This window comes from Actinophytocola xinjiangensis, from assembly GCF_001921215.1.
Taxonomy (GTDB): domain Bacteria; phylum Actinomycetota; class Actinomycetes; order Mycobacteriales; family Pseudonocardiaceae; genus Actinophytocola; species Actinophytocola xinjiangensis.
In genome coordinates this window covers 161,341-177,616 of sequence record NZ_MSIF01000012.1, presented here as the reverse complement: position 1 = coordinate 177,616, position 16,276 = coordinate 161,341, and the positions used below count along the sequence as shown (strand labels likewise).

Here is a 16,276-nt window from a genome sequence, read left to right as displayed (position 1 = left end):
GTTTCACGGCCGTGAACTGTCCGGTTGTTCGTGTTACGAGCAGGTTTCCGGCGTGGACCGGGCTAGTCTCGCGGTATCGCAGCCCAACCGGACGGTCTCGTCCCCGCCCCCGCCTCCTCGGTCACCGACCGGGCCTGGCTGGACGCGCGGCTGGCCGAGACCGCCGCCCGCTACCGGCTGGCGCGCCCGGCCTCGGCCGGCGTGCTGTGGTGGTACTCGGTCAGCTCGGTGCTGCTGGGCCCGCCGGTGTCCTCGTTCGTACGCGGCGGGCCGGTGGCCGACCCGGCGCTGGCGTCGGTGGTGCTGTTCCTGCACCCGGACGGGCGGGTGCTCGACGCCCGGTCCCGTGCGCACGTCGCCGAACCGGAGCTGGGTTCACGGCTGCGGACAGCGTTGGGCACGGCGATCGGCGAGGTCACCGCGGCCAGCGGCGCGCCGGAGCCTGCGCTGTGGGCGATCGCCACCGACTCGCTGGCCAACCAGGTGCTGTGGTCGGGCGGCGACCCGGCGGTGGCCGGGGAGCTGGCGGCCCGGGTGGGGCCGGCGCTGCCGGCGCCCCGGTACGTGTCGGTCGGCGGCACGCCGGTGGTGCGCCGCGCGTCGTGCTGCCTGATCTACCAGGGGCCGGGCCAGGACAAGTGTCTGAGCTGCCCGCGCCAGCTGCCGGCGGACCGGCAGCGCCGGCTGCGGGCGGCGTTCGGTCAGGACGACGCTCACGGCGGTGGGAGCCGGTAGACGCTCAGCGCGCCAGGGTCGAGCTGGAAGGTGAACCGCCGGCCCAGCGGGCCGACCTCGCCGTCGGTGGCGATCCGCCGGGGGCCTCCGAGCAACCGGACCTCGACGCGCGGCGACTCGAAGTGGCGGTAGACGTGGCTGGTGCGCAGGGTGCCGGTGAGGGCGGCGGCGACGAACCGGGCGCGCGAGTACGGCAGGTCGGCGCGCAGGTAGCGGACGTCGAGCAGGCCGGTGGCCAGGCTCGCGCGGCGGGCGGCACCGAAACCCTTCGGCTCGTAGGAACCGTTGCCGACGAACAGCATCCACACCAGCCGGCGGCGGCCGTCGATCATGACCGGCATCGGCTGGGCACTGCGCAGGGCGGTGACCATGGCCAGGGCGGCGGCCAGCCACTTGGGCCAGCGGGTCTCCAGCTTCTCCCGCAGCCGCACCATTTCCGGGTAGCCGCCGAGGCTGGCGGTGTTGATGAACTGGAGCCGGCGCGGGTCGCCGCCCCGGCGTTCCAGCGACACCCTGGCCACGTCCACGCGCACCGCGGCGCCAGCCCCGGCGGCGGCGGCGCTGTCGACCGGGCCGTCGATGCCCAGGTCGCGGGCGAAGTGGTCGAGGGTGCCGGCCGGCACGACGAGCAGCGGCAGGCCGTGGCGGACGGCGACCTCGGCGACGCAGGTGACGGTGCCGTCGCCGCCGGCCGCGCCGACCGCGCGCAGGTCACCGGCCGCCGCCCGCAGCGCGAACTCGGCGACCGCGTCGGTGTCGGGTTCGAGGCGGATCAGCTCGGCCTTGGGCCACAGCGCGCGGATCTGTTCGCTGGGGTCGACGTCCTCGTCGCCGGAGGCCGGGTTCACCAGGATCAGCAGGCCCTCACCGGACTCCAGTTCCGGGGCCTCGACGGGCGGTTCGCTCTGCTGGGGCAGGCCGGTGCCGTGCGGCCACCAGTGCCGGGTCGCGCGGGCGGCGGCGACACCGATGGCCGCGCCGGCGGCGACGTCGCTTGGCCAGTGCACGCCGGTGTGCACGCGGGAGTAGCCGACCAGGGCGGCCAGCGGCGTCACCAGCGCGCCGGCGCCCCGGTGCTCCATGGTGACCGCGGCGGCGAACGCGAACGCCGACGCGGCGTGGCCGGAGGGGAACGACGAGGACGTGGGCCGGCGGACGAGCCGGCGGGGTTCGGGCAGCAGTTCGGCGGCCGGGCGGCGGCGTGGGAACAGCCGCTTGCCGACCAGGCTCGCCGACACCGACGCGCCGCTGATGGCGGCGATCCCGCGCAGGCCGGCGCGGCGGGTGGCGCCCTTGCGGGCGATGAGCACGGCCGCGATGGCGAACCAGAGCTTGCTGTGGTCGGCGGCGTGCCCGACGCGCCGGCACAGGTCGTCGAAGCGGGTCGGCGGTAACTCACCGCTGCGCCGCACCAGTTCGGCGTCGAACCGGCCGACCCGCCAGCGGGAACGGTGAAGGCGTCTGATCACCCACCGAACGGTAGCCGGCTGACGGTGGGGCGGCAGAACGCCTCAGATCCCGAGGGCGGGCAGCGCGTCGACCGGGCGGGCCTCGACCGTCGCCCGGATGTCCCGCTCGGACAGACCGGCGGCGGCCAGGACGGCGGTGGCCTGGGTGGCGGGCAGCAGGTTGAACCAGCGCAGCGTGAACGCCGCCCGGCCGGTGTCGCTGAGCGCGCCCCACAGGCGCAGCCGCGCCATACCGCCGTCCGGGTACACGTCCAGGCGGACGTCGGTGGCCTCGACGGCGGTGGTGAGCGGGAACCGGTGGCGGGTGTCGGGTTGCAGCCGGACGCGGTCGAGCAGCACCTCACCGCCGGCGGTCAGCGACGCCCAGCCGGGGGCGTTTCCCTTGAAGTGACTGGTGTCCAGCTCGGCCACGCGCGGCACACCGGCGCCGGCCAGGCGCACCGACACCCAGTCGTTGCCCTCGTCGCGGCGGCGCGCGGTCTCCCATCCCTCGCCCATGACCGACGCGAAGCCGGGGGAGATCAGGTTCGCCGGCGAGGAGTAGAACATGTTGCTGCACCCGGTGATCGCGGCGCCGTTGTCCAGCGCGGCGAGGTCCAGCCAGCCCGGTTCGAGCAGGCGCGGGTCGGCGACCGGCTCGCCGTGCACCCGCAGCCTGGCCACGCCCCCGTCGGGGTGGATGGTCAGCCGCACGTGGGTGAAGCGGTGCGGGTCGGTGACGTCGAAGACGTTCCTGGTGTCGCCGGCCAGCGGCGAGTGGGCCACCAGCGGGCGCCAGTCCGCGTCGGCCAGCTCCGCCGGGCTCGGGTAGCCCTCGACGGCGCACCCGTCGACCGAGCAGAACGGCGGGTAGTTGCCGGTGAAGAACGCGGTGTCGACGACCACGCCGCGCACCACGCCGGGCAGCCCGAGGCGCACCACCGCCTGGTCCGAGCCGGGTTCGCGGCGGCGGCGGGTCTCCCAGCCGTCGTAGACCTGGCCCTTGTGGCCGAAGGTCGCCGGCGAGAACACCGGGTCGGTCGGGCGGATCAGGTTCTCCCGCTCGGCGAACGCCTCGTCGTTGGCCCACGGCACGCCGCCGCCGAGGCGGCGCGAGGCCAGGTCGGGTAGGGCCGTCCAGTCGCTCATGCCAACCCCCGTACCAGTAGCCGGCCGCGGGGGCGGCCGGTCACCGGCTCGCCGCGCAGCCAGGTGGAGCGGACGACGCCGGTCAGCGTGCGCCCGTGGTAGGCCGAGACCGGGTTGCGGTGGTGCAACCGGCCGGCGTCGACGGTGAAGGAGTGTTCCGGGGCGAACACGCACAGGTCGGCGTCGTGGCCGACGGCGAGACGGCCCTTGCGGCGCAGGCCGACCAGGTCGGCGGGGGCGGCCGACATCCAGCCGACGACCCGTTCCAGCGGCACGCCCCGCGCCCTGGCCTCGGTCCACATCGCCGGCAGGCCCAGTTGCAGGCCGGCGATGCCGCCCCACGCGGCGCCGAAGTCGCCGGTGTCGAAGCGTTTGAGGTCGGCGGTGGACGGCGAGTGGTCGCTGACCACGCAGTCGATCGTGCCGTCGGCCAGGCCCTGCCACAGCAGGTCCTGGTTGGCGGCCTCGCGGATCGGCGGGCAGCACTTGAACTCGGTCGCGCCGTCGGGGACGTCCTCGGCGCGCAGGGTCAGGTAGTGCGGGCAGGTCTCGGCGGTGATCGCGACCCCGTCGCGGCGGGCGGCGGCGATCACCGGCAGCGCCTCGGCCGAGGACAGGTGCAGCACGTGCACCCGGGCGTCGGCGGCGCTGGCCAGCGAGACGAGCTGGGCGATCGCGGTGTTCTCGGCGGCGCGCGGGCGGGAGGCGAGGAAGTCGGCGTAGTGCCGGCCGGTGGCCTCGGTGATCCGGGCCGGGTCCTCGGCGTGCACGATCGTCAGCGCGCCGATCCCGTGCAGCAGACGCAGGACGGCGGCCAGCTCGTCGGGGGCGAGGTTGGCGAACTCGTCGACGCCCGAGGGCGGCAGGAAGCACTTGAAGCCGAACACGCCGGCCTCGTGCAGGGCCACCAGGTCGCCGAGGTTGCCGGGGACGGCGCCGCCCCAGAAGCCGACGTCGACGTGCACCCGGCCACGGGCGGTGGCGCGTTTGACGGCCAGCGCGGCGAGGTCGGTGGTCGGCGGGACGCTGTTGAGCGGCATGTCGACCAGCGTGGTGATCCCGCCGGCGGCGGCCGCGCGGGTGGCGGTCTCGAAGCCCTCCCACTCGGTGCGGCCGGGGTCGTTGACGTGCACGTGGGTGTCGACCAGGCCAGGCAGCAGGACCTCGTCGTCGGCCAGTTCGACGGTGTCGCGGCCGGTGAGCGGCGAGTCGGAGATCTCGGTGATCACCCCGTCGTCGACCGCGACCCAGCCGGCGACCTCACCGTCCGGGGTGAGGATCCTCGACGCCCGGAAGACGGTGTCGGTCACGGGTTCTCCCGGCGGGCGACGGCGGCCAGCTCGGGTTCGGACAGGCCGCACAGGGCGTGCACCTCGGCGGCGTTCAGCGCGCCGCAGTCCAGGGCGCGGCGCAGGGACCTGGCCATGGCCTGGGCGGTGGCCGGCTCGTCGAGGATCCCGGTGTCGGCGCGGTCGAGGTAGGCGCGCAGCCGCCGGGCGTCGGCCGGGGCGTTGCGCAGGTGGTGGACGAAGTTGGCGGCGTAGCGGGTGACCAGCTGCGCCGGGTGCAGGTCCCAGCCCTGGTGGAAGCCGTGTTCCAGGGAGCGCAGGACCAGGGCGTAGTGGGTGCGCCAGGCCGCGTGCACGGCGTCGCGGTCGCCGACCGGCAGGATGTTCGTCGAGCCGTCGGACAGGGCGACGCCGGTGCCGGCCGCGCCGACCTGCATGGCGTGGCGGGCGAAGTCGCAGGCGGGGTGCGCGAGGTGCTGGTCGGCGGCCGACAGGCCGCAGGCGGCGGTGTAGTCGTAGGTGCCGAAGTGCAGCCCGCTGACCCGTCCGCGCCCGGCGGCGACGAGCCGGGGGACCGCGAACCGACCCTCGCTGTCCACAATGGACTGGGTGGTCTCGATCTGGATCTCGAAGCGCAGCGCGCCGGTGTCCAGTCCGACCCGGGACTCCAGCAGCTCCAGCAACTCCACCAGCACCGACACCTGCTCGACGTCGGTCACCTTGGGGAAGGTCAGCACCGGCGCGGCGCCAAGCCCGGTGACGAACAGGTCCAGCGTGCGCACTCCCCTGGCGAACGACTCCGGCGTGTCGAACGGCCGGAACCGCAGCCCCACCCACGGCGGGCCCGACCGCCAGCCGGCGACCAGCGCCGCGCAGCGCACCGCGTCCGCGTCCTCCCGCGCGTCCGGGCGCCGGCCGTAGCCGTCCTCGAAGTCCACCCGCAGGTCCTCGACCGGCTCGCGGCGCAGCTTCGCCACGACCTTGCCGTACACCGACTCCGCCAGCTCCTCCGGCAGACCCAGCAGCGCGGCCAGCGCCGCCGGGTCGGGCGCGTGCTCGGCCAGCGCGGCCAACGCCGCCGCGCCCCAGGTTCCGGCGAGGTCGCCGACGACCTGGTCGGCCGGCACGTAACAGGTGTGCACCGGCTGCCGCTCACCCCGGTCGCCCGGGTAGTGCGCGGCGCGGGCGGCGTCCACCGGCACGAGACGGGCCGCCAACGCCGCGACGGCCGGGCCCTCCAGCGAGGTCGGCACGCCTCAGATCCGCTCGTAGGCCGGCAGGGTGAGGAAGTCGGGGAACTCGTCGGCCAGCGCCACCTGCTCGAACAGCTCGACGGCCGGGTCGAGGAACTCCGCCGGCAGCTCACCGGCCAGAGCCGTCCTGGTCTGGTCGAGCACCGAGCGGACCAGCTCGGTGGTGACCTTCGCGCCGGTGTCCAGCACGACGCCGTTGTGCACCCACTGCCACACCTGCGAGCGGGAGATCTCCGCCGTGGCCGCGTCCTCCATCAGGTTGTGGATCGCCGCCGCGCCGTTGCCCGACAGCCACGACGCCAGGTACCGCACGCCGACATCGACCGCCGCGCGCAGACCTGCCTCAGTCGCCGCGCCCGGGGTCGCCGCCACGTCGAGCAGCTGGGCGGCGGACACCGACACGTCGTCGCGCAGCCGGTCGAGCTGGTTGGGCCGGTCGCCGAGCACCGCGTCGAACTCCTCGGCGCAGATGCCCACCAGGTCAGGGTGGGCCACCCACGACCCGTCGAACCCGTCGGCCGCCTCGCGCCGCTTGTCCTCGTGCACCTTCGCCAGCGCCTTCTCGGTGACCTCGGGGTCGCGCCGGTTGGGGATGAACGCGGCCATGCCGCCCATCGCGAACGCACCCCGCTTGTGGCAGGTGTGCACGAGCAGCTCGGTGTAGGCACGCATGAACGGCGCGGTCATCGTGACGTCGTTGCGGTCGGGCAGCACGAAACCCGAGCCGGCGTCCCGGAAGTACTTGATCAGGCTGAACAGGTAGTCCCAGCGGCCGGCGTTGAGCCCGGAGGCGTGCTCGCGCAGCTCGTAGAGGATCTCCTCCATCTCGAAGGCCGCCGGGATGGTCTCGATCAGCACCGTCGCCCGGACGCTGCCGTGCGGGATCCCGAGGCGCTGCTGGGCGAAGGTGAACACGTCGTTCCACAGCCGCGCCTCGAGGTGGCTCTCCATCTTCGGCAGGTAGAAGTACGGGCCGCTGCCGCGTTCGAGCAGCGCGGCGGCGTTGTGGAAGAAGTACAGCCCGAAGTCGACCAGCGCGCCGACACCCCGGCGGCCGTCGACGGTCAGGTGCCGCTCGTCGAGGTGCCAGCCCCGGGGCCGCATGACGATCACCGCCGGGCGCACGCCATCGGAGAGCGCGTAGCTCTTGCCCTCGGGCGAGGTGAAGCTGATCGTGCCGCGCACCGCGTCGAACAGGTTGACCTGGCCGGCGACCACGTTGGTCCAGTGCGGGGTGTTGGCGTCCTCCAGGTCGGCCAGCCACACCCGCGCGCCCGAGTTGAGGGCGTTGATCGCCATCTTGCGCTCGGTCGGCCCGGTGATCTCCACCCGCCGGTCCGCGAGGTCGGCCGGGGCCGGCGCGACCTGCCACTCGGCGGCGCGTACCCGCTCGGTGTCTGGCAGGAAGTCCAGCGTTCCGGTGCGCGCGGCCTGCTCGCGGCGCGCCGTCCTGGCGGCGAGCAGCTCGTCGCGGCGGCCGGCGAACCGCTCGTGCAGTTCGCCGACGAACGCCAGCGCCGCCGGGGTGAGAATCTCCTCGCTACGCTCGACCGCTGCGCCGAGTACCTGGGTGTCGACCATGGTCTACACCCTAGGTCCGATCACCACCGTCCGTGGTGGATGACTTCGTCACGGTCGCGTCGCGGGCGGGTGCGGGCCGAGGACAGCTGGTGCTGGGCCGGCTCGTCGGGGTAGCCGAGGGCGATCGCGCCGATCGGCTCGTGGTCGGCCGGCACGCCGAACTCCGCGCGGAACGCCTCGACGCTGCCCGGCGGCAGGCCGAAGTAGAGCGCGCCCAGACCCTCGTCGACGGCGGTCTGCAGGATCAGCAGCGCGGCCATGCCGGTGTCGATGTGCCAGAACGGGACCGGCCAGCGGGCCTCGTCGCGGTCGGCCCAGCCCTTGTCCGGCTCGGCGTAGCGGTCCAGGTACACCCGTTTGCAGGACAGCGGAACGATCACCAGCGGCGCGGTCTCCTGCACCGAGTCGACCGCCCACAGGTCGTCCACCGCCCAGAACCGCGCCAGGTCCGCGCCCTCCAGCACCAGGAACGCCTGGCCCTGGGAGAAGCCGGCCGACGGGCCCCGGGTGGCGTTGTCCAGGAGGCGGTCGCGCACCTGCTCCGGTACCGGCCGGTCCTGGTAGCGGCGCACCATCCGCCGCCGGCGCACCACGTCCTGGAACTCCATGGACCCTCTCCTAACCCAGGAGTGCGTCGACGAAGGCACCCGGCTCGAAGGGAGCCAGGTCGTCGGCGCCCTCACCGAGACCGACGAGCTTGACCGGAACACCCAGCTCACGCTGGACCTGGAAGACGATGCCGCCCTTGGCGGTGCCGTCGAGCTTGGTGAGCACGATGCCGGTGATGTCCACGACCTCGGCGAACACCCGCGCCTGGGTCAGGCCGTTCTGTCCGGTGGTGGCGTCCAGCACCAGCAGCACCTCGTCGACCTTGGTCTGCTTCTCCACCACCCGCTTGACCTTGCCCAGCTCGTCCATCAGGCCGGTCTTGGTGTGCAGCCGGCCGGCGGTGTCCACCAGCACGGCGTCCACCCCGGACTCGATGCCGCGCTTGACCGCGTCGAACGCCACCGCCGCCGGGTCGGCGCCCTCCTTGCCGCGCACGATCTCCGCGCCGACCCGCGAGCCCCAGGTGGCGAGCTGTTCGGTGGCGGCGGCGCGGAAGGTGTCGGCCGCGCCGAGAACGACCGTGCGGCCGTCGGCGACCAGCACCCTGGCCAGTTTGCCGGTGGTGGTGGTCTTGCCGGTGCCGTTGACGCCGGTGACCAGCACGACGGCCGGCAGCCTGCCCTCGTCCGACTCGTGCGGCAGCGCGCGCACGGCGCGGTCCATCTCCGGGTGCAGCACGTCGACCAGGACGTCGCGCAGCAGCGCCCGCGCCCCGTCGGCGGTGCGCACGCCCCGGGAGACCAGCTCGGAGCGCAGCCGGTCGACGATCTCCTGGGTGGTGGCGGCACCGAGGTCGGCCAGCAGCAGGGTGTCCTCGACGTCGGTCCAGGAGTCCTCGTCCAGGTCGCCGGCGCCCAGCAGGCCCAGCAGGCTGGTGCCGAAGGTGGACCGGGAGCGGGCCAGTCGCCCGCGCAGCCGTTCGAGCCGCCCGCTGGTCGGCGCGATCTCCTCGACGGGCTCGGGAGCGGGCGCCGGCTCCGGTTCGGCGACCGGCTCGGGCTCCGCGGCGGGTTCCTCGGCGGGTTCCTCAGCGGGTTCCTCGACCGGCTTCTCGGCTGGTTTCTCGGCTGGTTTCTCGGCTGGTTTCTCGGCGGTGGCCGCCGGGGATTCGTCCGCCGTGCGCTGGCCGCCGGGCGCGAGGCTGATCCCGCCGCCGGCCTGGTAGCCCTTGGGCTTGTCCTGCTCGGCCGGCTTCTGCTCGGTCAGGCTGATCCGCCGACGCCGGCTCAGTCGCACGCCCACGACGAGCGCGACCAACAGCACAACGGCGACGACGACGATGATCACGATCACGGTGCTGGACACGGGCGCCATCCTCGCATCACCGGACGGCCAGCGGGATCCGTGGGCCAACTAGGGGCGTTCCCGGATGTGACCGGGCCCACGTGCTCGTAGCGTCGCTGACAACGTTGCGCGACCACTTCCCCCACCCCACCGGGAGCACGTGATGAAGGCGATTGTGCAGGATCGGTACGGCTGCGCCGACAGCCTGGAACTCCGCGAGATCGACCGGCCGGAGCCCGGCCCCGGCGAGGTCCTCGTCCGGGTCCGCGCGGCGGCCGTCAACGCCTACGACTGGCACGTCATGCGCGGCGACCCCTACTTCGCCCGGCTGACGATGGGCCTACGCAGACCCCGGGCCAGGGTCCGTGGCCGCGACTTCGCCGGCGTCGTCGAGGCCGTCGGTGACGGGGTGACCCGCGTCCGCCCCGGCGACGAGGTCTACGGCGACCTCGGCGACGCCGACGGCGCGTTCGCCGAGTACGCCCGCGTGCCGGAACACGGCGTCGACCACAAGCCAGCCGGCCTGACCTTCGAGCAGGCCGCCGCACTGCCGCTGGCCGGCAACACAGCCCTCAAGGGGCTGCGCGACCTCGGCGAGGTGAGCGCCGGGCAGCGGGTGCTGGTCAACGGCGCGTCCGGCGGGGTCGGCACGTTCGCCGTGCAGCTGGCCAAGGCGTTCGGCGCTCAAGTCACCGGCGTGTGCAGCACCCGCAACGTCGAACTCGTCGCCTCGCTGGGCGCCGACCACGTCATCGACTACACCAGCGAGGACTTCACCGCCGGCGAGCAGCGCTACGACGTGGTGTTCGACCTGGTCGGCAACCATCCGCTCGCGGCGCTGCGGCGGGCGGTGGCGCCCGGCGGGCGGCTGGTGCTCTCCGGCGGCGGCGTGTACGAGGGCGGCAGCCTGCTCGGGCCGATGGGCCTGGTGCTGCAGGGCACGGTCATGTCGCGCTTCGCCAAGGCGCACCGGGTGATGCTGCTGAGCACCGCACCCGACCACCGGATCCTGGCCTCGCTGCGGGAGCTGGTCGAGGCCGGGTCACTGACCCCGGCCATCGACCGCACCTACCCGCTGCGCGAGGCCGCCGAGGCCATCCGGTACGTGGAGCACGAGCACGCCCGCGCGAAGGTCGTCATCACCGTCTGACCGTCACCGGGTGACCAGCACGACCTTGCCCACGGTCCCCCGGCCCTCCAGCTCGGCGTGCGCGCGGGCCGCCTCGGCCAGCGGGATGGGCTGGTTGGTCAGCGGGCGGATCCGGTCGGCGGCGACCTCGGCCAGCGCCCGCTCCTCCAGCTCCCGCAGCAGTCCCGGCTCGCGCACGATCCGCTGGCCGATCGGCACCGAGACCGTCAGGCCACGGCCGTAGAAGTCCGCCGCCGACAGCTCCAGCGGGCCGGCCGACCAGCCGAACATCACCAGCCGGCCGGCGACGCCGAGCAGGTCCAGGGCGTCGCGGCCCGGTGTGCCGCCCACACCGTCGAGCACCACGGTCACCTCGTCGTCGCCGAGGGCCTCGCGGACCCGGTCGGGCCAGTCGTCGAGCGTGTAGTCGAAGACCAGGTCCGCGCCAAGGCCCCGGACCACGTCGAGCTTGGTGGTGGAGGCCAGGCCGATGACCGTGGCGCCGGCGTTGCGCGCGGCCTGCACCACGAACGCGCCGATGCCGCCGGCCGCGGCGGGCACCAGCACCACGTCGTCCTCGGTGATCCGGGCGTCGGCCAGGATCGCCATGGCCGTGCGCCCGGTGCCGATGGTGGCCACCGCGGCCTCGTCGCTGACCCCGTCCGGGATCTCGTGCAGCGAGGTCAGCGCCGCCACCGCCAGCTCCGCGTACCCGCCGCTGGCCTGGCCGAGGTGGGCGACCACGCGCCGGCCCAGCCACGACGCCGGCACACCCTGGCCGACCCGGTCGACCACCCCGGCGACCTCGCGGCCGGGGGTCATCGGCAGGTCCGGCAGACCGAAGGGCCCGCCGCCGGTCCCCGACCGGATCGCGGTGTCCAGCAGGTGCACCCCGGCCGCGCCGACCCGGATCAGCACCTGGCCGGTCTCGGGCACCGGGTCGGGGACGGACTCCAGGTTCAGGGTGGACGGTGGACCGAAGGCGTGTTGCCGGATCGCGTGCATGACCCGACGCTAGGACCTCCAGTTAGGTCGAGATCAAGAGCTACTTCAGCACACCGGCGGTCAGCCCGGCCTGCACCTGCCGCTGGAACAGCACGTACACGATCAGCACCGGCAGCAGCGCGATCACCAGCCCGGCGAACAGCGCCGTCCAGTCACCCCGGTAGCCCTGGCTGATCGCCAGCGCCGCGAGCCCCTGGGCGAGCACCTTGCGTTCCGGGTCGTTCATCAGCACCACCGGCAGCACGTACTGGTTCCAGTGACCCAGCACGTTGAACAGCCCGATGCTGATCAACCCCGGCTTGGCCATCGGCAGCATCACCCGGAAGAACAACCCGAAATGCGAGCAACCGTCCACGATGGCCGCCTCGGCGATCGAGGTCGGCTGGGTGCGGAAGAACGCGGTCAGGAAGAACACCGTGAACGGCAACGAGAACGCCGTGTACACCAGGGCCAGCGACAGGTAGCTGTTCAACCCGAGCAGCGGTCCGATCCCCGGGATGAACCCGAGGTTGCGCACCACGAAGAACAGCGGCACCAACGCCAGGAACACCGGGAAGATCATCCCGCCGACGAAGCCGTAGTAGACGAGCCGGTTGCCCCGGAACTCGTAGCGCGCCAACACGTAGGCGGCCATCGCGCCGAGCAGCATCGTCAGCGGCACCGAGATCACCACGACCAGGACGCTGTTCACGAAGTACTGCCCGATGTTGGCCGCCGTCCAGGCGCGCGCGAAGTTGTCGAACCGCGCGGCCGCCGGCAGACCGAACGGGTCGGCCAGGAACTCCCGGTTGGTCTTGAACGACGAGATGATCGCCCAGACCAGCGGCAGGGTCGTGATCAGCGCCCAGAGCAACAGGAACGCCCCGTTGAGCAGGTTGACCGCGCCCTCCCCGAAGCCGACACCGGGGGTGCGGCGGCGGGGCGGCGGCGCGGCCGGCGCCTGCGGCGGGGACGAGACAACGGTCATGACAACTCCACCCGCTCCCGCCGGGCCGCCCGGAGGAACACCGCCGAGACGACCAGGGTCAGCAACAGCAGGACCACGCCGATCGCCGAGGCGTAGCCGAACCGGTAATCGTTGAAGGCACTGCGGTACAGCGCCAGGCCGAGCACGTCGCCATCGCGCGACGGGCCGCCGCCGATGCCCAGCATGATGTGCACCAGCGCGAAGGCGTCCATCGCCTGGATGGCCATGTACACCCAGCCGACCTGCACGGTGTCCCACACCAGCGGCATGGTGACGTGCCGGAAGGTGTGGAACCGGGTGGCCCCGTCGAGCAGCGCCGCCTCGTAGATCTCCTTGGGGATGGACTGCATCGCCGCGGAGAACAGCACCACGTAGAACCCGACGAACGACCAGACCATCACCAGCACGACGATCCAGAACGCGAACGCCGGATCGCCCAGCCACGGCGCGGTCAGCGACTCCAGGCCGATGCCGCGCAGGATGCCGTTGAACACCCCGCCGGCCTCGGTCGGCGCGAAGACGTACTTGAACAGCACGCCCACGATCGACACCGACAGCACCATCGGGAAGAAGTAGACGACCCGGTACACCTTGGACCCGCGCACGCCCTCGATGCCCGACCGGCCGCGCCGGCCGACGTTGAGCATCGAGGCGAAGAACAGGCCGAGCAGCACGGTCAGCGCGGGGACGACGACCAGCAGGATCCCGTTGTTGCGCAACGCGATCAGGAACTGGCCGTCGCCCGCCAGACGCACGTAGTTGTCGAGCCCGAGGAACGTCTGGTCACCGGTCAGCCCGGTCCAGTCGGTCATCGAGATGTAGATCGCCTGGACGTACGGGGAGAGTACGAACAGTGCGTACAGCCCGACCGGCAGCGCCAGGAAGGCCACCACGAAGCGGACCTTCCCGTGCTGCAGGGCAGGTCCGGCCTTCGAGGTCGGCCGCCGTGGCACGGAGTTGCGAATGGACACGTCGGTCGACAACGAGGACTCCGGTGTCAGCGCTCGTACTTGGTGATCGAGTCGTCGTCGCGGACCTTCTTGGCCTCGCCCTCGCACGCGTCGAGGAACTCGTCCACCTTGGTCCGGCCGGCGAGCAGGTCACCCATGTGCGCGTTGATGCCGGGGTTCCACATGGTCGCGTACCAGGTCTGGTAGCGCCAGTTGATGACGTTGTCGTCGGCCTTGCCCAGCGCCTCCTGGGCCGAGACCAGGCCGGGGCTCAGTTCCAGGCCGTCGGCGGCACCCTTGACCACGGTCAGGCTGGACAGCTCCTTGGTGAAGCCCTGCGCGCCCTCCTTGGAGAGCATGATGCGCATGTACTCCAGGCCACCGCGCGGGTTCTTGGCGGCGGCCGGCACGATGTAGGGCTCGCCGGGCGCGGCGCGCAGGGTCTCCTTGGGCAGCGCGCCGTCCTCGCTGAGCGCGGGCTCGGGCAGGTAGGCGAACTCGAAGCCCTCCTTCGGGGTGGCGTCGGACTGCTCGCTCTCCAGCCACGACCCGCACGGCACGAACGCCGCCTTGCCCGCGCTCCACGCGCCCTGGGCCTGGATGTGGTCCATGCCCTCGGTGCCCTCAAGGATGTAGCCGCTGGTCTTGAGCCCGGCCAGCGCGGCGGCCGACTCCTTGAGCGCCTCGTGCTTCCAGGCGTTCTCCTTGAGGTTGTCGATGTCGATCAGTACCTGCTCGCCGGCGAGCTTGGCGGCCATGGTGAGCAGCGGCCAGGTCATGTACCGGGCGTGCACACCGGGGTAGGTCCACGGCGCGATACCGGCGGCCTTGATCTCCTTGCACAGCTCGGTCATCTCGGCCCACGTCGTCGGCGGGGCCCAGCTGTTCTTGTCGAACAGCGTCTTGTTGTACCAGAGGCCGTAGATGGTCATCGCCATGTTCAGCACGTACGGGGTCTGCCCGAACGTGCCTTCCTCGATGGCGGCCGGGATCATGGTGTCGCGGACCTTGACGTTCGGGTCGTCCCAGCTCGGGGCGTCGAGCAGGTCGGTCAGGTCGTAGAGCTGCTTGTCGTCGACCAGTTGGCCCAGCGGGATCACGCCGTCGCCGGAGTCGTTGACGAAGTCCGGCGGGTTGCCGGCGACGAACCGGGACTGGAGCGCGCCCGCGATGTCCACTTCGGCCTTGTGCTTGATCTCGGCCTTGGGGTAGCGCTTCTTGTACATCGGCTCGTGGATCTGGGTGGCGTAGTCGTCGCCGAAGCCGCCCTTGAAGATGTAGATCTCGATCGGCTGGTCGACCGGTACCGCCAACGGGTTGTCGTCGCTGACCTTGCCCTCGGTCTGTTCCTGGCCACCTCCCGACGTCGCGCAGCCGATCAGGACGCTCGAGCCCGGCAACACCAGCGTGCCGGTCGCGAGTGCCCCACGCAGGAAGTTCCTCCTGCTCCACCCACTCGGAATCTTGGTCATGCTCGCTCCTCAACCTCGCGTCCCAGTCACTGCGTGAGCCCGCTCCCCGGCGCAGGGTGACACACGATAGCGCCTTGGTCTATACCTTCCAGCGGGAATACCCAACCGATCTGACATCAATTAGGTCAAGAACTAACGATCCATCTTGCACACCCATGACCTGGTGGCATACCCACACTGAGTGACTACGTGCCGGGTGATCGGGTTGCTGTCCGGAACGTCGATGGACGGCGTCGACGTTGCCCTCGCCGAGCTGGAACTGACCGGGGGAACCATCCACCTCACGCCCCGAGGCCACCTCGAGGTGCCTTTCGCACCAGACCTGCGCGGCCGGTTGCTCGGCGCCCTGCCGCCGAACGGGTGCACCGCGCAACGACTGTGTCGACTGGACACCGAAGTCGGGCAGGCGTTCGCGGCCGCCGCCGCCGACGCCCTCGACACCCTCGGACCAGCCGACCTCGTCGCCTCCCTCGGGCAGACCCTCTACCACTGGATCGCCGAACCGGGCGAGGGCAACGGCGGAGGCGGCGGCCAGGCACTCGGCACGTTGCAGATCGGCCAACCGGCCTGGATCGCCGAACGCACCGGGCTGCCGGTCGTCGCCGACCTACGCGCCCGCGACGTCGCCGCCGGCGGGCACGGCGCCCCGCTGGCCAGCCTGCTCGACCAACTGTGGCTGCACGACCCCGACACCGTCACCGCCGGCCTGAACATCGGCGGGATCGCCAACGTCACCGTCGTCCAGGCCCACCGCCCGCCGGTCGCGTTCGACACCGGACCCGGCAACGCACTGCTCGACGTCGCCGCCAGGGCCATCTCCAACGGCGTCTGGCAACTCGACGTCGACGGCGACCTCGCCGGCCAGGGCAAGGTCGACGAGGAACTGCTCGGCGTCCTGCTCGCCGACCCGTACTACGCCCGGCGCGCACCCAAGTCGACCGGCAAGGAACGGTTCCACCGCGACTACCTCAACGCCGCGCTGGCCAGGGTCGACCGGCACATCAGCGGCCCCAACCTGCTGGCCACCCTGGTCGAGCTGACCGCCGCCACCATCGCCGACGCCTGCCTGGCCGGCGGCGTGCGCCGGGTCGTGGCCGCCGGCGGCGGCGTCCGCAACCCGACACTGATGGCCGCGCTGCGCCGCCGTCTCGGCGACGGCGTCACCCTGGACACCAGCGACGACCTCGGCCTGCCGACCGAGGCCAAGGAGGCCTACCTGACCGCGCTGCTCGGCTTCCTGTCCTGGAACGGCGCGCCGGGCAACGTTCCCCACGCGACCGGCGCCGCCGGTCCACGCGTCCTCGGCTCGATCACCCCCGGCGCGGCGCCGCTGCGGCTGCCCGAACCGGCGACCGAGGCCCCCACCCGACTACGGGTGCGGCAACCGTCGACCAGCGGGAGGTAA

At 72.6% G+C, this 16,276-nt stretch carries 14 protein-coding genes; 3 read left to right on the top strand and 11 right to left on the bottom strand.

Annotated features, from left to right (window positions below; genetic code table 11):
• Nucleotides 1–201: 201 nt before the first annotated feature.
• Nucleotides 202–735 carry a (2Fe-2S)-binding protein gene (locus BLA60_RS23790; RefSeq protein ID WP_245812111.1) on the top strand — a complete coding sequence of 178 codons (534 nt, stop codon included), beginning with the start codon at nt 202–204 and terminating at the stop codon, nt 733–735.
• On the opposite strand, the gene BLA60_RS23785 is transcribed toward BLA60_RS23790, so the two are convergent.
• From BLA60_RS23785 to ftsY, 7 genes are read right to left on the bottom strand one after another with little or no spacing between them, the layout of a single operon-like run.
• Nucleotides 714–2,204: a bifunctional phosphatase PAP2/diacylglycerol kinase family protein gene (locus BLA60_RS23785; RefSeq protein WP_075135176.1), complete on the bottom strand. Its 1,491-nt coding sequence runs from the start codon at nt 2,202–2,204 to the stop codon at nt 714–716. The two genes, BLA60_RS23790 and BLA60_RS23785, sit on opposite strands and share 22 nt — an antisense overlap.
• Nucleotides 2,205–2,246: 42 nt before the next feature.
• Nucleotides 2,247–3,332: an allantoicase gene (gene alc / locus BLA60_RS23780; protein ID WP_075135175.1), complete on the bottom strand. Its 1,086-nt coding sequence runs from the start codon at nt 3,330–3,332 to the stop codon at nt 2,247–2,249.
• The gene (gene allB / locus BLA60_RS23775) at nt 3,329–4,642 is read right to left on the bottom strand and encodes an allantoinase AllB (RefSeq protein ID WP_075135174.1); all 1,314 of its coding nucleotides are present in this window, start codon (nt 4,640–4,642) and stop codon (nt 3,329–3,331) included. The genes alc and allB overlap by 4 nt, the downstream gene beginning before the upstream one ends.
• Nucleotides 4,639–5,874: a DUF6986 family protein gene (locus tag BLA60_RS23770; RefSeq protein WP_075135173.1), complete on the bottom strand. Its 1,236-nt coding sequence runs from the start codon at nt 5,872–5,874 to the stop codon at nt 4,639–4,641. Before BLA60_RS23770 ends, allB begins: the two co-directional genes overlap by 4 nt.
• A gap of 3 nt (nt 5,875–5,877) precedes the next feature.
• On the bottom strand, nt 5,878–7,455 hold the full coding sequence (gene aceB, locus BLA60_RS23765; RefSeq protein WP_075135172.1) for a malate synthase A: 1,578 nt from the start codon (nt 7,453–7,455) through the stop codon (nt 5,878–5,880).
• A 20-nt stretch (nt 7,456–7,475) separates the two neighbouring features.
• Nucleotides 7,476–8,063 (bottom strand): nitroreductase family protein, encoded by a 588-nt coding sequence (locus BLA60_RS23760; protein WP_075135171.1) that lies wholly within the window; start codon nt 8,061–8,063, stop codon nt 7,476–7,478.
• A gap of 10 nt (nt 8,064–8,073) precedes the next feature.
• Nucleotides 8,074–9,378 carry a signal recognition particle-docking protein FtsY gene (ftsY, locus tag BLA60_RS23755; RefSeq protein WP_425427083.1) on the bottom strand — a complete coding sequence of 435 codons (1,305 nt, stop codon included), beginning with the start codon at nt 9,376–9,378 and terminating at the stop codon, nt 8,074–8,076.
• 133 nt (nt 9,379–9,511) lie between these two features.
• On the opposite strand from ftsY, the gene BLA60_RS23750 reads away from it, so the two are divergent.
• Nucleotides 9,512–10,498, top strand: coding sequence for an NAD(P)-dependent alcohol dehydrogenase (locus BLA60_RS23750; RefSeq protein ID WP_075135268.1), 987 nt, complete (start codon nt 9,512–9,514; stop codon nt 10,496–10,498).
• A gap of 3 nt (nt 10,499–10,501) precedes the next feature.
• On the opposite strand, the gene BLA60_RS23745 is transcribed toward BLA60_RS23750, so the two are convergent.
• The 4 genes from BLA60_RS23745 to ngcE form a co-directional block, all read right to left on the bottom strand.
• The gene (locus BLA60_RS23745) at nt 10,502–11,482 is read right to left on the bottom strand and encodes a zinc-binding dehydrogenase (RefSeq protein WP_075135169.1); all 981 of its coding nucleotides are present in this window, start codon (nt 11,480–11,482) and stop codon (nt 10,502–10,504) included.
• A gap of 40 nt (nt 11,483–11,522) precedes the next feature.
• Nucleotides 11,523–12,449: a carbohydrate ABC transporter permease gene (locus tag BLA60_RS23740; RefSeq protein WP_075135168.1), complete on the bottom strand. Its 927-nt coding sequence runs from the start codon at nt 12,447–12,449 to the stop codon at nt 11,523–11,525.
• Nucleotides 12,446–13,342: a carbohydrate ABC transporter permease gene (locus BLA60_RS23735; RefSeq protein ID WP_245812110.1), complete on the bottom strand. Its 897-nt coding sequence runs from the start codon at nt 13,340–13,342 to the stop codon at nt 12,446–12,448. The genes BLA60_RS23740 and BLA60_RS23735 overlap by 4 nt, the downstream gene beginning before the upstream one ends.
• Nucleotides 13,343–13,446: 104 nt before the next feature.
• On the bottom strand, nt 13,447–14,871 hold the full coding sequence (gene ngcE, locus BLA60_RS23730; protein ID WP_075135167.1) for an N-acetylglucosamine/diacetylchitobiose ABC transporter substrate-binding protein: 1,425 nt from the start codon (nt 14,869–14,871) through the stop codon (nt 13,447–13,449).
• A 223-nt stretch (nt 14,872–15,094) separates the two neighbouring features.
• Here ngcE and BLA60_RS23725 point away from each other — a divergent pair, with 223 nt between their 5' ends.
• Nucleotides 15,095–16,276 carry an anhydro-N-acetylmuramic acid kinase gene (locus tag BLA60_RS23725; RefSeq protein WP_075135266.1) on the top strand — a complete coding sequence of 394 codons (1,182 nt, stop codon included), beginning with the start codon at nt 15,095–15,097 and terminating at the stop codon, nt 16,274–16,276.

What these genes read in the sequence shown, in the direction of transcription:
- alc (WP_075135175.1), bottom strand. Translation starts at nt 3,332, where the DNA reads ATGAGCGACTGGACGGCCCTACCCGACCTGGCCTCGCGCCGCCTCGGC.
- aceB (WP_075135172.1), bottom strand. Translation starts at nt 7,455, where the DNA reads ATGGTCGACACCCAGGTACTCGGCGCAGCGGTCGAGCGTAGCGAGGAG.
- BLA60_RS23760 (WP_075135171.1), bottom strand. Translation starts at nt 8,063, where the DNA reads ATGGAGTTCCAGGACGTGGTGCGCCGGCGGCGGATGGTGCGCCGCTAC.
- ftsY (WP_425427083.1), bottom strand. Translation starts at nt 9,378, where the DNA reads ATGGCGCCCGTGTCCAGCACCGTGATCGTGATCATCGTCGTCGTCGCC.
- BLA60_RS23750 (WP_075135268.1), top strand. Translation starts at nt 9,512, where the DNA reads ATGAAGGCGATTGTGCAGGATCGGTACGGCTGCGCCGACAGCCTGGAA.
- BLA60_RS23745 (WP_075135169.1), bottom strand. Translation starts at nt 11,482, where the DNA reads ATGCACGCGATCCGGCAACACGCCTTCGGTCCACCGTCCACCCTGAAC.
- BLA60_RS23740 (WP_075135168.1), bottom strand. Translation starts at nt 12,449, where the DNA reads ATGACCGTTGTCTCGTCCCCGCCGCAGGCGCCGGCCGCGCCGCCGCCC.
- ngcE (WP_075135167.1), bottom strand. Translation starts at nt 14,871, where the DNA reads ATGACCAAGATTCCGAGTGGGTGGAGCAGGAGGAACTTCCTGCGTGGG.
- BLA60_RS23725 (WP_075135266.1), top strand. Translation starts at nt 15,095, where the DNA reads ATGGACGGCGTCGACGTTGCCCTCGCCGAGCTGGAACTGACCGGGGGA.